Source organism: Rhodococcus sp. 66b, assembly GCF_002076325.1.
Classification (GTDB): Bacteria; Actinomycetota; Actinomycetes; order Mycobacteriales; family Mycobacteriaceae; genus Rhodococcus_F; species Rhodococcus_F erythropolis.
Window position 1 is genome coordinate 94,191 of sequence record NZ_MUZB01000008.1, and the last position, 14,708, is coordinate 108,898.

At 63.9% G+C, this 14,708-nt stretch carries 14 protein-coding genes; 6 read left to right on the forward strand and 8 right to left on the reverse strand.

The genetic code is table 11. The features are described 5' to 3' along the window. Positions 1-87 precede the first annotated feature (87 nt). The 7 genes from B0E55_RS16510 to B0E55_RS16540 all read right to left on the reverse strand — a co-directional run bounded on the left by B0E55_RS16510 (position 88) and on the right by B0E55_RS16540 (position 7,359). Positions 88-984, reverse strand: a complete 897-nt coding sequence (locus tag B0E55_RS16510) for a universal stress protein (protein ID WP_019749037.1) — start codon at positions 982-984, stop codon at positions 88-90. A 55-nt stretch (positions 985-1,039) separates the two neighbouring features. Then, positions 1,040-1,816 (reverse strand): DUF998 domain-containing protein, encoded by a 777-nt coding sequence (locus tag B0E55_RS16515; protein WP_020908202.1) that lies wholly within the window; start codon positions 1,814-1,816, stop codon positions 1,040-1,042. 94 nt (positions 1,817-1,910) lie between these two features. Next, on the reverse strand, positions 1,911-2,666 hold the full coding sequence (locus B0E55_RS16520) for a sirohydrochlorin chelatase (RefSeq protein ID WP_020969974.1): 756 nt from the start codon (positions 2,664-2,666) through the stop codon (positions 1,911-1,913). Positions 2,667-2,670: 4 nt separating this feature from the next. Next, a complete protein-coding gene (locus B0E55_RS16525; RefSeq protein ID WP_020969973.1) occupies positions 2,671-3,957 on the reverse strand; it encodes a sulfate adenylyltransferase subunit 1 in 1,287 nt (428 codons plus the stop codon). Beyond that, on the reverse strand, positions 3,957-4,892 hold the full coding sequence (gene cysD / locus B0E55_RS16530) for a sulfate adenylyltransferase subunit CysD (protein ID WP_020908199.1): 936 nt from the start codon (positions 4,890-4,892) through the stop codon (positions 3,957-3,959). Before cysD ends, B0E55_RS16525 begins: the two co-directional genes overlap by 1 nt. Then, positions 4,889-5,632, reverse strand: a complete 744-nt coding sequence (locus B0E55_RS16535; RefSeq protein ID WP_020908198.1) for a phosphoadenylyl-sulfate reductase — start codon at positions 5,630-5,632, stop codon at positions 4,889-4,891. The genes cysD and B0E55_RS16535 overlap by 4 nt, the downstream gene beginning before the upstream one ends. Continuing rightward, positions 5,629-7,359, reverse strand: coding sequence for a nitrite/sulfite reductase (locus B0E55_RS16540; protein WP_080910057.1), 1,731 nt, complete (start codon positions 7,357-7,359; stop codon positions 5,629-5,631). The genes B0E55_RS16535 and B0E55_RS16540 overlap by 4 nt, the downstream gene beginning before the upstream one ends. 503 nt (positions 7,360-7,862) lie before the next feature. On the opposite strand from B0E55_RS16540, the gene hemW reads away from it, so the two are divergent. Further along, positions 7,863-9,089: a radical SAM family heme chaperone HemW gene (hemW, locus tag B0E55_RS16550; RefSeq protein WP_080910059.1), complete on the forward strand. Its 1,227-nt coding sequence runs from the start codon at positions 7,863-7,865 to the stop codon at positions 9,087-9,089. A gap of 35 nt (positions 9,090-9,124) precedes the next feature. Continuing rightward, complete coding sequence (locus B0E55_RS16555; protein WP_080910114.1) at positions 9,125-9,745, forward strand: CG0192-related protein; 621 nt, start codon at positions 9,125-9,127, stop codon at positions 9,743-9,745. 26 nt (positions 9,746-9,771) lie between these two features. Here the strand turns inward: B0E55_RS16555 and B0E55_RS16560 are convergent, their stop codons facing one another. Continuing rightward, positions 9,772-10,095, reverse strand: a complete 324-nt coding sequence (locus B0E55_RS16560; protein WP_003944521.1) for a type II toxin-antitoxin system VapB family antitoxin — start codon at positions 10,093-10,095, stop codon at positions 9,772-9,774. 157 nt (positions 10,096-10,252) lie between these two features. Here B0E55_RS16560 and hrcA point away from each other — a divergent pair, with 157 nt between their 5' ends. From hrcA to B0E55_RS16580, 4 genes are all read left to right on the forward strand, one after another. Next, on the forward strand, positions 10,253-11,296 hold the full coding sequence (gene hrcA, locus B0E55_RS16565) for a heat-inducible transcriptional repressor HrcA (RefSeq protein ID WP_080910115.1): 1,044 nt from the start codon (positions 10,253-10,255) through the stop codon (positions 11,294-11,296). Between the two features lie 81 nt (positions 11,297-11,377). After that, on the forward strand, positions 11,378-12,529 hold the full coding sequence (gene dnaJ, locus B0E55_RS16570; protein WP_019749026.1) for a molecular chaperone DnaJ: 1,152 nt from the start codon (positions 11,378-11,380) through the stop codon (positions 12,527-12,529). A 2-nt stretch (positions 12,530-12,531) separates the two neighbouring features. Then, entirely contained in the window at positions 12,532-13,293 is a 762-nt protein-coding gene (locus B0E55_RS16575) for a 16S rRNA (uracil(1498)-N(3))-methyltransferase (RefSeq protein WP_080910060.1), read from the forward strand. 163 nt (positions 13,294-13,456) lie between these two features. Then, positions 13,457-14,695: a L,D-transpeptidase gene (locus B0E55_RS16580; RefSeq protein WP_080910061.1), complete on the forward strand. Its 1,239-nt coding sequence runs from the start codon at positions 13,457-13,459 to the stop codon at positions 14,693-14,695. The last annotated feature ends 13 nt before the right edge of the window (positions 14,696-14,708 follow it).

Here is a 14,708-nt window from a genome sequence, read left to right on the forward strand (position 1 = left end):
TATGAGCGAACGGCACTTTCGGTCTCCTGATGGCGCCGAAAGTGCCGTTCGCTCAGAGTTGGGGGTCGGTGCAACACCGAGACGAGTTCAGCCCTCTCGGCAGACGAGGACCGGGCATTGGGCGTGGTGGATGAGGCTCTGACTGGTCGATCCGACTATCGACGCCATGAACGGGCTGCGGCCGTGGCTACCGACGACTACGAGTTGCGCTTCCGCTGAATGCTCGAGCAGTGCCTTCATCGGTCCGCTGCGCTGGACACTCCGGGTGACTTCGACATCGGGGTACTTCTCCGTCCAACCGGCGAGGCACTCGGACAGCAGAGCGTGCTCATGCTGTTCGTACGGACCCCAGTCGACGAAGCGCCTGGCTTCGGAGTACCCGCCGAGCGAGGCGTGCTCGTTCCAGGTGTGAACCGCAACCAAGGGCGCGCCGAGGAACGCGGCAAACTCGAAAGCATGCGCGACGGCGAGTTCGCTGAGCTTGCTTCCGTCGACGCCGACGACGATGGGCCTGGTGTCGGCTACCGCGTGCTCGCCGGTACCGCGGAACACCGCCACGGGGCAGTGCGCCCGGTTGACCACTCGAATGGTGTCGGAACCGAGAAACACCGATTGCATTTCGCTGGTACCGGCCTGACCGAGTGCAACGATGCGAGCGGATTTCGAAAGTTCGACGAGTGTGGTTGCGGGAGTGCCGGTCACGAGGCCGCGTTCGACGGTGACGTCGGTGTGATCGTCGCGAATGGCGTCCTCGGCCTCGTCGAGTAGCTTTGCACCCTCGACGCGAAGGTGGTGGTCGAACATCTCTTCGTCGGTGACGTTGGTACCGCCACCTGACTCGGGTTGTCCCGGCAGAACGTGGGTCAGTCGCAATGGTTCGTCGAATCTCTTTGCAGCCGATGCTGCCCACCTCGCGGCGTTGACCGCGCTTGCCGAGCCGTCGATGCCGGCCACGATTCCGTGTCGAACAGATGCACTGGTCATGGAAGTCTCCTCGCGTCGCCTCCCTACCAGTGTGTCCCTGGTCACCCCGGGTGCGCTACAAACTCGTCAGCTCCCGCGGTGCGAGAACGTCGGTAGGCACTGCTGCGCGAGTTCGACGCGGGCGCAACGACAACAGAGCGGTGATGAATCCGTTACCGGGCAGTGTCAATTCCACGTTCTTCAACACGGTTCGGCGCATCAACGCGAGCAGGGCTGCGACGCCGGTGACTGCCATCCACATCGGCAGCGGGTACAGCGTCAAGCGTTCACCCAAGCCGAAAGTGAGTGTTCGTCCGAGAAGCAGTACGGCGCCGACGATTCCGGTGGCCGCGCACAGTCCCGACCATACTGCGATCCATTTGCTGTGCTTCCAGAATTGAATTGCCATGAGGACGAGAACGGCATGACGGGCGACGAAGCCGGGAAGGACTGCGGTCCAGTGAACGAAGGTCCCGTCGTTGGCCGGGAAGAGGCCGGTAGCCGCGGTGCTCAGTGCAACGACGACGGCAAGGCCGAGAATCCACTTTTTCGCACGACCGTCCGGAATGTACTTGTGCAGCAAGGCTGCACCGAGGATGGTGAGCGCACCGAGGATCATGAAGGCCGCGTTCATGACGTCGTGCATCGGCGAACACGAATCCACGCTGCATGTCGTCACGCCCAGCGAACTGATGGAGTCACGCGCGAAGCTGTACGGCGTCTTCCAGGCTCCGGCCGTGAAGATCTCGACAAGCAGGTAGAGCACCGACAGGACCCAGGCGGTGCCGGCTGTGCCGAGGCGAAGATTGTGAGTGATGGTGTTCCCTCTCGCGGCGCTCTGAGGGGATTGCACCCAAAGATCTGTTTCGCAGGCGAAGGATGAACCTTCGCAGGCTGGACAGATCCAACACTACGGTAACAATCTGATAACGGCCTGTGAAACCGGATCAGGCGGAGCGGACCAGACGGTCGGGTAGTGCATCAGCGACTTGTCGGTAACGGTCGATCATCGTTTCGATCAGTAGAGAGTGCCCACCGATCGTTTCGGCGAAACGCGCGCGCGGACATACCGTTGCTGCTGCAGCGCTGAGCCGGTCGGTCAGTAGGCCGGGAGCCAAGAACCAGGGTGCGACGACAACGCGTTCGGCGCCGTTCTGCTCGAGAGCGGAGATCGCCTGGGCAACTGTTGGTTCCGCGGATGTCGCGAAACAGATTCGAACGCCCGACCAGTTGGTTCCGCTCAGGAGAGTGGACGCCAGTTCTGCGGTCGCGGCGTTGGCACGCGCGTCGGACGAGCCGACTGCCGCAAGAGCGACACCGACCGACGGATCGTCCGGCCGGGCGCCCGCTTCGAGGATTCGCTCGCGCACTGCCTCGATAAGCCGAGCATCGCGACCTAGTACGTCTGCTTGGAACACGGTCAGTTGGGGGTGGCGTGTCGCGGCAGCGGCCAAGAGCCCGGGCAGATCTACCCGAGCGTGGAAGGCATTGCCCAGCAGCATCGGAACAACAACGGCGTGAGTGTGGCCGTCGTGTGCAACTCCGTCCAGGACCTGATCGATGGACGGTGCATTGAGATCGAGAAACGCCAGCCGGACATCGAGGTCTGGCCGGGCTTCACGAAGAGCCGCCACGGCAGCCGCGATCACCCGAGCAGAACGGGGATCACGGCTGCCGTGCGCAACAGCAATGAGCGGAACCATCGACTTAGACGCGCTCGCCCAATTCGACAGCGGAAATGACGTCGCCGACCAAGCCGGCTGCGAGAGTGTTTCCACCAGCGGGATCGATCAACAGGAAGCTGCCGGTGTGGCGGTTCACTGCGTAGTCGTCGGCCACGATCGGCTCGGCCACGCGGATCGAGATCTTGCCGATCTCGTTGAGCTCGAGAGTATCCGGGCCCTGATCCGTGGTGAGATCCTGCTCGTTGAAGCGCTCCACCAAGCTGCCGACGATGGCCTGCGTCGTGCGCGTGCCGTGCTTGAGCAGCAGACGTGCGCCGGGGCGCAGCGACTTCTCGGCCAACCAGCAGACGGTGGCGTCGAATTCGCCGATCGGCTCGGGTGCGTCAGACGGCGAGGCGATGGTGTCGCCGCGAGAGACGTCGACGTCGTCGGCCAGGATCAGCGTGACGCTGCGCCCCGCGTGGGCGACGTCGAGTTCACCGTCGGCCGTGTCGATACGAGTGACGGTGGTGCGCGTACCCGAGGGCAGGATCACCACTTCGTCGCCGGGTACGACGGAACCGGCGGCAACCTGGCCGGCGTATCCGCGGTAGTCGAGGAACTCGGCGGTACGCGGACGGATCACGTACTGCACCGGGAAACGCAGGCCGACGCGATGCGGCTCGGCGTCGACGGGAATCGACTCGAGGTGCTCGATCAGCGTGGGGCCGGTGTAGTACGGGGTCTTGTCGGAGCGGATGGCGACGTTGTCACCGTGCAGTGCCGATACCGGGATCTCGACGACGTCTTCGCTTGCCCAGCCCAGTGAGCTGGTGAGTTCGTTGAACTCGGCGGAGATCGAGGTGAAGACCTCTTCGGGGTTCTCGACGAGGTCGATCTTGTTCACGGCGAGAACGAGCTTCGGGACACCGAGCAACGCGAGAACCGCTGCGTGCCTACGAGTCTGCGCGATGACGCCCTTGCGGGCATCGACCAGCAGGATCACGAGCTGAGCCGTCGACGCTCCGGAGACCGTGTTGCGGGTGTACTGCACGTGGCCCGGTGTATCGGCAAGCACGAAGGTGCGCTTGGGGGTCGCGAAGTAGCGGTACGCCACGTCGATGGTGATGCCCTGCTCACGCTCGGCGCGCAGTCCGTCCACCAGGAGCGACAGGTCAGGGGTGTCGAGACCGCGGTCCACCGATGCACGGGTCACGGCGTCGATCTGGTCGGCGAGAACGGATTTCGTGTCGTACAACAGGCGGCCCACGAGTGTGGACTTTCCGTCGTCGACACTGCCGGCAGTTGCCAGTCTGAGCAGATCGCTCATCAGAAGTAGCCCTCTCGCTTGCGGTCTTCCATGGCCGCTTCGGAAACTCGGTCGTCGCCACGGGTCGCGCCGCGCTCGGTCAAACGTGATGCCGCAACCTCGGCGAGAATCGCTTCGTTGTCAGCCGCATCGGAGAGAACAGCACCGGTGGTCGAACCGTCGCCGACGGTGCGGTAACGCACCGAAAGGGTCTGCAGCTCTTCGCCGTCAGCCGGACCACCCCAGACTCCGGGGGTCATCCACATGCCGTCGCGCTGGTACACCGGACGCTGGTGGGCGTAGTAGATGCTGGCGAGTTCGACGTTGTCGCGGGCGATGTAACGCCAGATGTCCAGCTCGGTGAAGTTGCTGAGCGGGAAGACGCGCACCTGCTCGCCGGGGGAGTGGCGACCGTTGTAGAGGTTCCACAGTTCCGGGCGCTGCTTCTTGGGATCCCACTGGCCGAAAGCGTTGCGCAGCGAGAAGATCCGCTCCTTGGCGCGGGCGCGCTCCTCGTCGCGGCGAGCGCCACCGAAGACTGCGTCGAAGCGGTTCTCGGAGATCGCGTCCAGCAACGGAACGGTCTGCAGCGGGTTGCGGATACCGTCGGGACGCTCGGTGAGGCGACCGTCCGCGATGTACTCCTCGACGCTGGCCACGTGCAGGCGCAGGTTGTACTTGGCCACGACGTGATCGCGGAAGTCGAGAACTTCCTGCAGGTTGTGGCCGGTGTCGACGTGCAGCAGGGTGAACGGCAGCGGCGCAGGCCAGAAGGCCTTGATCGCCAGATGCAGCAGCACGGTGGAGTCCTTACCTCCCGAGAAGAGAATGACCGGGCGTTCGAACTCGCCGGCTACCTCTCGGAAGATGTGGATCGCTTCGGACTCGAGGGCGTCGAGAGTATCGAACTGTGTGCCGTCGAGCTGAGGACGTGAAAGTGTCAAGTCAACTGTCATGATGCGTGCAACCCGCATTCTGTCTTGGAGGCACCGGCCCAACGACCGCTACGCGGATCGCTGCCGGGGGCTGGCTTGCTGGTGCAGGGTGCGCAGCCGATGGACGGATAGCCCTCGTCGACAAGAGGATTGACGAGGATGGAATTGGTGTCGATGTAGTTCTGCATCTCCTCGTCCGACCACGGAGCGATCGGGTTGATCTTCACGAGGCCGAAGGCCTCGTCGAAGGAGATCAGGGGAGCGTTGGCGCGGGTGGGCGCTTCGACGCGGCGGATGCCGGTCACCCACGCGCTGTAGCCGGACAGTGTCTGCTTGAGGGGTGCGACCTTGCGCAATGCGCAGCAGCGGTTGGGATCACGGGCGAACAGATCCTTGCCCTCGGCGACATCCTGCTCGGCGACGCTTGCCAGCGCGCGTGCATTGATGACGTTGACGCCGTAGACCTGCTCGACCGCGTCACGTGTGCCGATGGTCTCGGGGAAGTGGTAGCCGGTGTCGAGGAAGAGTACGTCGACGCCCGGATGCACCTGTGCGGCAAGGTGAACCAACACACCATCCTGCATGTTCGACGCAACAATGTAACCGTTACGATCCCCCGTCGCTGCGCTCGCCCCGTCACCGAACGTGTCCTCGGTCCACTGCAACAGTTCCTGTGCGCTGGCTCCGTCGAGTTCTACGGCACCGCGCTCGGCGATGGACCGAAGCTCGTCGGCGGTTGCTCGCGAAATGTCCACTGTCATCGCAAATCTCCTTCGTCTGCGCGCACTGCCCATTCGGCGAACCGTTCACCTTCGTTGCGGTTCTTGACGAACTGACGTACGACGCGGTCGATGTAGTCACCCATCTCGACGCTGGTGACCTTGTGCTGGCGCAGCTTGCGTCCGAAGGCGCTGTCGAATCCGAGGCTGCCTCCCAGGTGAACCTGGAAACCCTCGACTTGATTCCCCTCACCGTCGTCGACGAGCTGGCCCTTGAAGCCGATGTCGGCGATCTGCGAGCGAGCGCAGGAGTTGGGGCAACCGTTGATGTTGATGGTGATCGGCACGTCGAGCTGGCTGTTGATGTCGGCGAGACGCTGTTCGAGTTCGGGCACGAGCACCTGCGAACGCTTGCGTGTCTCGGCGAACGAGAGCTTGCAGAACTCGATGCCGGAGCAGGCCATCAGGTTCTTGCGCCAGTGCGACGGACGGGCGGGAAGGCCCAGCTCGTCGAGATCGGCGATGAGCGGCTCGAGGGTCTCGTCGGCGACGTCGAGGATGATCAGCTTCTGGTACGGCGTGAAGCGGATCCGGTCGCTGCCGGCTTTCTCCGCGGCGTCGGCGACCTGAGCCAGGATGTCTCCCGAGACGCGGCCGGCGATCGGAGCGAAGCCGACTGCGTTGTGGCCGTTACGGGTCTTCTGGATGCCGACGTGGTCGATCGGGCGCTTGGGCTTCTCCGGCGCGGGGCCGTCGATGAGCGGGCGCTCGAGGTACTCCGTCTCGAGAACCTCGCGGAACTTTTCGATGCCCCAGTCCTTGATGAGGAACTTGAGCCTTGCCTTCGCGCGCAGACGGCGGTAGCCGTAGTCACGGAAGATCGAGACGACTCCCTCCCAGACATCGGGGACCTCGTCGAGCGGAATCCAGGCGCCGACGCGCTGCGCCAGCATCGGGTTGGTGGACAGTCCGCCGCCGACCCAGAGGTCGAGGCCCGGGCCGTGTTCGGGGTGGTTCACGCCGATGAAGGCGATGTCGTTGATCTCGTGAACGACGTCCTGCTGACCGGAGATGGCGGTCTTGAACTTGCGCGGCAGGTTGGAGTACTTGGGGTCGCCGATGTAGCGGCGCACGATCTCGTCGATCGCCGGGGTGGGATCGAGGACCTCGTCGAGCGATTCGCCGGCCAGGGGAGAACCGAGGACGACGCGGGGGCAGTCACCGCACGCTTCGGTGGTCTTGAGTCCGACGGCTTCGAGGCGCTTCCAGATCTCCGGAACGTTCTCGACCTCGATCCAGTGGAACTGGACGTTTTCGCGGTCGGACAGGTCGGCGGTGTTCCGGCCGAATTCCTTCGAGATGCCGGCGATGGTGCGCAGCTGCTCGACGTTGAGAGCGCCGGCGTCGCAACGCACGCGCATCATGAAGTATTTGGCCTCGAGCAGGTCGATGTTCTCGTCGCCGGTGAAGGTGCCGTCGTAGCCTTCTTCGCGCTGGGTGTAGAGACCCCACCAGCGGAAGCGGCCGCGAAGGTCGCCCTTGTCGATGCTGTCGAAGCCCTGCTTGGAGTAGATGTTCTCGATGCGGGCCCGAACGTTGAGCGGGTTGTCGTCCTTCTTGGCCTGCTCGTTGGCGTTGAGCGGCTCGCGGTAACCGAGGGCCCACTGACCTTCGGCGCGACGCTTGGCGGGACGTGCAGCGCGTGCGGGCCGGGCTTCGGCAGGTGCTGCCGAATCGGCGGGTGTGGCGGCGTCGGTGGTCGACGTCATCGATGAACTCCTGGATCTGGGCGGTTGATCGGCACGCGGCACGCACTATCGACGAACTGTGGCGGTGTCTGATCGGGACGCACCGGTCCGTGTCGGAAATCGAGGGGGCTGTCCTCGGTTTCGGAAAGCTCGCGGCCGGCAGGTGTGCTCACGAAAACGAACAGCTGGAGAAGCTGTATCTCTGAAACGACGTGTCTCTGCAGAGAGTTGTTTCGGTGAAGCAGATGGAGATGAGCGGGAAAGGCTGGAAGATCAGTGAAAGATCAACAGCTACACAGGTGCAGACACGACGAGCTGCACACACGCTTGAAGTCGACATGGCGACGCGCCACAAGTCGCACTCCGAGTCCGGTCATGCGGACCATTGTGCCACGTCAACTCGATAATTCCGACTCGGGCGCATATTTCCACGAAAAACGGGGGAAATATCGAGTTCAGGCCACGCGCCGACCTGCATCGCAGGCTGAATAGGTGTGCGTTCCGGATGCTGGGACACTGGAGGCGTGAATGCCACCAGCACGACTCCCACTCGACAGAGCGAGGCGACGCCCTTCGCCTTGCCCGCGCGATCGCTCGAGGGTGTCGGGAAACGGCCGTTCGGGATCTACATCCACGTCCCGTTCTGTGCCACCAGGTGTGGGTACTGCGATTTCAACACCTACACGGCCGGTGAGCTCGGAACCTCGGCGTCGCCGCAGTCGTGGCTGGAGGGTCTGCGACGCGAACTCGATCTCGCGGCCGAGATGACGGGCGCCCCGGCGGCCGAGACGGTGTTCGTGGGCGGTGGAACGCCGTCGCTGCTCGGTGGCGACGGGCTGTCCGACGTGCTGTCGGCGGTTCGCAGCAGCTTCGGCTTGGCGTCCGGCGCCGAAGTGACCACGGAATCGAACCCCGAATCGACCTCGCCGGAGTTCTTCGGCGCTCTCCGCAGTGCGGGATTCACCCGCATTTCCCTCGGCATGCAGTCCGCGGCTCAGCACGTCCTGAAGATCCTCGACCGCACCCATACTCCCGGCCGCGCCGTCGCTGCCGCGAAAGAGGCTCGCGCAGCTGGTTTTTCGCACGTGAACTTGGATTTGATCTATGGAACGCCGGGGGAGCGAGACCAAGATCTGGACGCCTCACTCGATGCGGTTCTCTCCGCCGATGTCGACCACGTCTCGGCCTACGCGTTGATCGTCGAGGACGGCACCGCCATGGCTCGCAAGGTCAGGCGCGGCGAGCTGCCCGCGCCGGACGACGACGTGCTGGCCTCACGATACGAACGAATCGATTCACGCCTGTCCAAGGCCGGGTTGCAGTGGTACGAGGTCTCCAACTGGGCAAAAGCGGAAACCGCGGACTCCGGTGACACCCGCTGCCGTCACAACCTCGGCTACTGGGACGGCGGTGACTGGTGGGGCGCCGGACCGGGCGCGCACAGTCACGTCGGCGGAGTGCGGTGGTGGAACGTCAAGCACCCGGCACGGTACGCGGAACAGTTGGCCCTCGGTGAACTTCCCGTCGGCGGCAGCGAAGAACTGACCGCCGAGGACGAACACATGGAGCGCGTCATGTTGACCGCGCGGTTGCGTACGGGACTTCCGTTGTCGGAACTGTCTGCATCCGAACGCCTTTCGGCCGAACAGGTGGTAGTCGACGGGTTGGCCGTGATCGAGAACGATCACGTGGTTCTCACCGACCGTGGCCGCCTGCTCGCTGATGCGGTGATTCGCACGATCCTGACCTGACGCGGCACCATCCTTCGCCGCGTAATGTGGCCGTGGTGGCCATCATTCATCGTGCGCAGCTGAATCCGTCCAAGAACGACCTGCTCCGAGCGTGGGTGCCCAAGCAGCCATGGATCGGGTCGGTCGACTGTTCGACGCTCGAACGCGTCGACGCCTATCGTTTCGACGACCCGGACGGCGAGGTCGGAGTCGAGACGCATCTGCTCCGCTCTGCCGACGGTCGAATTCTTCAGGTCCCGCTCACTTATCGTGGTGCTCCGCTGGACGGGGCGGAGACTGCGCTGATCGCAACCATGGATCATTCGGTACTGGGCGAGCGGTGGGTGTACGACGCTTGCTGCGATCCGGTCTACGTGAGCGCGGTGGCGACCGCGATTCTGACCGGTGGGGCCGGAGTCGATCTGGTTTTCGCGGACTCCGCCGATCACATCCCGGTGACGGCTCACGTAGTAGGCAGCGGTAAGGCTGGCGCTTCCGTACCGGACGTCGAATCGGTGACCTGCTCGACAGTCGGCACCGACACGATCATCAGCGCGGGAGAACTGGAATTGACCGTGGTGAGAGTGATCGACGCAGATCGAGTGTCAGGCTCGGCGACGCTCACCGGAACCTGGCCGGGGCAGCCGAATCCCGCACTGCTCGCGTTCGTCGGTTGAGTCTCGGCGCCTGAGTCGCGTGAGCGTCAGCGGACGCCCTCGATGACACCGGGCATCGCGTCGAAGTCGAAGACACGCGCGTGCAGCACGACGCGGTTTCGCAGGGCCGAACGAACCGCTCGGTGCAGGCCGTCCTCGAGGTAGAGAGTGCCGCGCCACTGCACTGCGTGAGGGAACAGATCGCCGTAGAAGGTCGAGTCCTCCGACAGCAGGCGATCGAGTTCGAGGACCTTCGTGGTGGTCACGATCTCGTCGAGTCGAACCTGACGTGGAGGGAACTTCGACCAGTCGCGTAGAGACAGTCCGTGATCGGGATACGGTTTGCCGTCCATCACGCCTTTGAAGATCATGTGCCGCCTTGTCCATGGTTGTGCGATCGACCCTTCGCCGATCTCACTCCACAGTAAGGGCAACAGCCGTCTCTGGCGCTCGGGCGATTAGACTGCCAGTGGGAACCGATGTGTAAATGTCGGTGTTCGTTCTGTTCAGGAAACGGAGGTGGCAACGATGTCGAGTACCGACGACAGGCGTTTCGAGGTCTTACGTGCAATCGTGGCCGATTACGTCTCCACCCAGGACCCGGTGGGATCCAAGGCCCTGGTCGAGCGTCACAACCTCGGAGTGTCGAGCGCCACTGTGCGCAACGACATGGCATTCCTCGAGGCCGAGGGCTACATCGCCCAACCGCACACCAGTTCCGGCCGCGTCCCCACCGACAAGGGATACCGCGAATTCGTCGATCGCATCGCCGACGTCAAGCCCATGTCCGGGCCCGAGCGACGAGCGATCCTGGAGTTCTTGGAGTCGGGTGTCGACCTCGACGACGTTCTGCGCCGCGGTGTGCGACTGCTCGCGCAACTGACCCGTCAGGTCGCGGTTGTCCAGTACCCGTCGCTGTCCGCGTCGTCGGTTCGCCACCTCGAGGTGGTCGCATTGACGCCGGCGCGCCTGCTTCTCGTTCTCATCACCGATTCCGGCCGCGTCGATCAGCGAATCGTCGAACTCGGGGACGTCCTCGAAGACGAAGACCTTTCCCGGTTGCGCGCGCTTCTCGGCGGGGCCCTGGAAGGCAAGCGCCTGGCCGCCGCGTCGATTGCCGTGGCGGAACTCGCCGACGAGTCTCCGGCCGACCTGCGCGACGCCGTGATCCGGTCGGCAACGGTTCTGGTCGAGACCCTGGTCGAACATCCGGAAGATCGCCTCGTTCTGGGCGGAACCTCCAACCTCACGCGCAACGCCGCCGATTTCTCCGGTCTGGCCGGCTTCCCCGGTTCGCTGCGCGCAGTGCTCCAAGCACTGGAAGAGCAGGTAGTGGTCCTCAAACTGCTCGCTGCGACTCAGAATTCCGGCACGGTCACCGTCCAGATCGGTGAAGAGACGCAGGTCGAACAGATGCGCGGAACCTCCGTGATTTCGACTGGCTACGGCGCGGCCGGTACCGTTTTCGGTGGTGTCGGTGTGCTCGGACCCACTCGGATGGACTATCCGGGAACAATTGCATCGGTTGCCGCCGTTGCCAGATACATCGGCGAAGTTCTCTCCGAGCGATGACGGACGTCGACATTTGGTCGGCACACCTCCTCGCGAGGACTGAGGAAAACCTAGAAGTAAGAGAAGGACGAGAGACTCAACGTGGCACGGGATTACTACGGATTGCTCGGCGTCGGCAAGAACGCGACAGACCAGGAGCTCAAGCGCGCTTACCGCAAGCTGGCACGCGAACTGCACCCGGACGTCAACCCTGACGAGGCGGCGCAGGCCAAGTTCAAGGAGATCTCGACGGCCTACGAGGTCCTGACCGACCCGGAGAAGCGTCGCATCGTCGATCTCGGCGGAGACCCGCTCGAGTCCGGTGGCGGCGGAGGTGGTGGCTTCGGTGGCGGATTCGGTGGCGGTGGCCTCGGCGACGTCTTCGAAGCATTCTTCGGCGGCGGTGGCGGCGCAGGTCGTGGGCCGCGCGGTCGCGTTCAGCCCGGAGCCGACTCGTTGCTTCGCACCAAGCTGACTCTCGCAGAATGTGCGACGGGCGTCAGCAAGCACGTGACCGTCGAGACGGCCATTCTGTGCGACAGCTGCACCGGAGCCGGAACCAACGGCGACTCCAAGCCTGTCCGCTGTGAGACCTGCAACGGTGCCGGCGAAGTTCAGTCCATCCAGCGCTCATTCCTCGGCCAGGTCATGACCTCGCGTCCCTGCCCGACGTGCCGCGGTGCCGGTGAGACCATCCCGGATCCCTGCCACAAGTGTGGCGGCGACGGCCGAGTTCGGGCCAAGCGCGACATCACGGTGAAGGTTCCGGCGGGCGTTGCCGGTGGCATGCGCATCCGTTTGACTGCGCAGGGTGAAGTCGGCCCAGGCGGCGGACACCCCGGCGACCTCTACGTCGAGATCGTCGAGCAGCAGCACGACGTCTTCGTTCGGGACGGTGAAGACCTGCACTGCACCATCCGTGTTCCCATGGTCGACGCAGCACTGGGTACCAGCGTCACCGTCGACACCATCATCGACGGCCCCAAGGAAATCACCATCGAGCCAGGCACCCAGCCCGGGCACGTTGCTGTTCTTCGCGGTCACGGTATGCCGAAACTGCGGTCGGGAGTGCGCGGCGACGTCCACGCTCACCTCGAGGTGGTCATCCCGAGCCGCCTCGATCACAAGCAGTCCAAGCTGCTCAAGGAATTCAAGCTGCTCCGCGATCGTGACGAGGCCGAGGTCGTTTCGACGACGTCGCAGAACAGCGGTGGTCTGTTCTCGCGTCTTCGCGAAGCATTCAGCGGCCGCTGACGGTGGCCGCAACGGTCTTCTTTCTCGACCCGGTTCCCGGCGTCGGTGAAATCGCAGTTCTGGACGGGCAGGAGGGTCGCCACGCGGCCACTGTCCGCCGGATCGGTGTCGGCGAGCGTTTGGTGTTGGCCGACGGCCGTGGCCGGGTAGCCGACGCCGAGGTGACGAGCGTCGGCAAGGATCGCCTCGAACTGTTGGTCAGCGACGTTCAGGTTCTCGAGCAGCCCAAGCCGTTGGTGACCCTGATTCAGGCACTGCCCAAGGCCGAGCGCTCCGAGTTGGCCGTCGAACTGGCCACCGAGGCTGGTATCGACGCCGTGATTCCGTGGCAGTCCCTGCGTTGTGTCGCCAAATGGGAAGGCCCGAAGCTCGCCAAGGGCGTCGCACGCTGGCGAAGTGCCGCAGTGTCTGCGGCGAAGCAGTCCAGACGCGCGTTCGTCCCGGAGATTTCGGATCTGCACAAGACGGCGTCGGTGATCGCGTTGGTTCGCGACGCCGTTGCCCGCGGCGCTGTGGTTGCGGTGCTTCACGAATCGGCGACGACGCCGTTGGCCGGCTTGCCGTTGGCGAGCGCGGACGAGGTATTTCTCGTTGTCGGTCCCGAAGGTGGGCTCGACGATTCGGAGATCAGTGCGTTGTCGGAGGCCGGGGCCACTCCGGTGCTTCTCGGGCCGACGGTCCTGCGCACGTCGACCGCCGGGGCTGTTGCTCTGGGCGCCATCGGAGTGCTGACCGATCGCTGGGGACCACGGCCACTGCACTGATCTTGTTGTGACTGCACTGATCTTGTTGTGACTGCACTGACGTTGGTGTGATCCCGAGCTGAATCGGATCCGGCGCTCAGCGAAGTGTCAGATTTGCGCACTATCGTAAGGACGTCGGGGGTCGCCTTCGGCGTGAGTTGGTTCGGGGATTTCAGGAGGCCAGATGTTGTCACGTGCGCATATGCGAATTGCCGGAGCGGTGTGTGCCGCGGCGGCGATGATGCTGGTTGCGGGGTGCACGGTCTCCACCGGAGACAACCCGGGCTCTTCCGGTAATGCCGTCACCACCACACCGACCAGCGAGGCGCTCGTCACCGTCACTCCCGCCGACGGCGGAACCCCCGTGAGCCCCCTCGATCCCATCGAGGTCCAGGTCGCGAAGGGAACACTGACGACCGTCGCGCTGACCAATCCCGAAGGTAAGGAAGTCGCCGGTATCACGACGCCCGACAAGACGTCCTGGAAGCCGAGCGAACCACTCGGATACGGCAAGACCTACAAGCTTGTCGTCGATGCCGTCGACGCGAATGGTGTTGCCACGACCAAGAACACGACGCTGACCACCGTCGCGCCGAGTAATCAGACTCGCGCGTACATCAACACCACCGGTGGCGCCTCGATTTCGGACGGTGGCACGTACGGCGTCGGCACGGTCGTCGCCGTTCATTTCGACGAGTTGATCGGTGACAAAGCCGCGGCCGAGAAGTCTCTGGTGGTCACCACCAATCCGCCCGTACAAGGATCGTGGTACTGGGTCGACGGTCAGAACGTTCACTGGCGTCCGCAGAATTACTACGCACCAGGCACGACGGTCTCGGTGAACGCGAACATCTACGGCAAGCAGTTGGGCAACGGACTGTACGGCCAACAGGACGACACCGTGTCCTTCAAGATCGGCGACTCCCACGTCTCGGTCGCCGACGACAACACCAAGATGGTGACCGTCTACGAAAACGGTCAGGTGATCAAGGAAATGCCGACCTCGATGGGAATGGGCGGCACCGAAACGATCGGCGGCACGACGCTCTCGTTCTGGACCCAGCCCGGCACGTACACCGTGATGGACAAGGCCAATCCCGTCATCATGGATTCGTCGACCTACGGTCTGCCGATCAACTCGCGCCTGGGCTACAAGGAATCCATCAACTGGGCCACCCGCATCAGCACGGACGGTATCTATCTTCACGAGTTGGAGAGCACCGTCTGGGCGCAGGGAAACACCGACACCTCGCACGGTTGCCTCAATCTCAGTGCGGCCAATGCCAAATGGTTCTTCGATTTCTCGCAGCCAGGAGATGTCGTCGAGATCAAGAACACCGGCGGGGCTCCGCTGGCGGTGTGGCAGAACGGCGACTGGACCCTCTCGTGGGCAGACTGGGCCGCAGGCAGCGCCCTCGCCTGAGATAGATTTCCTC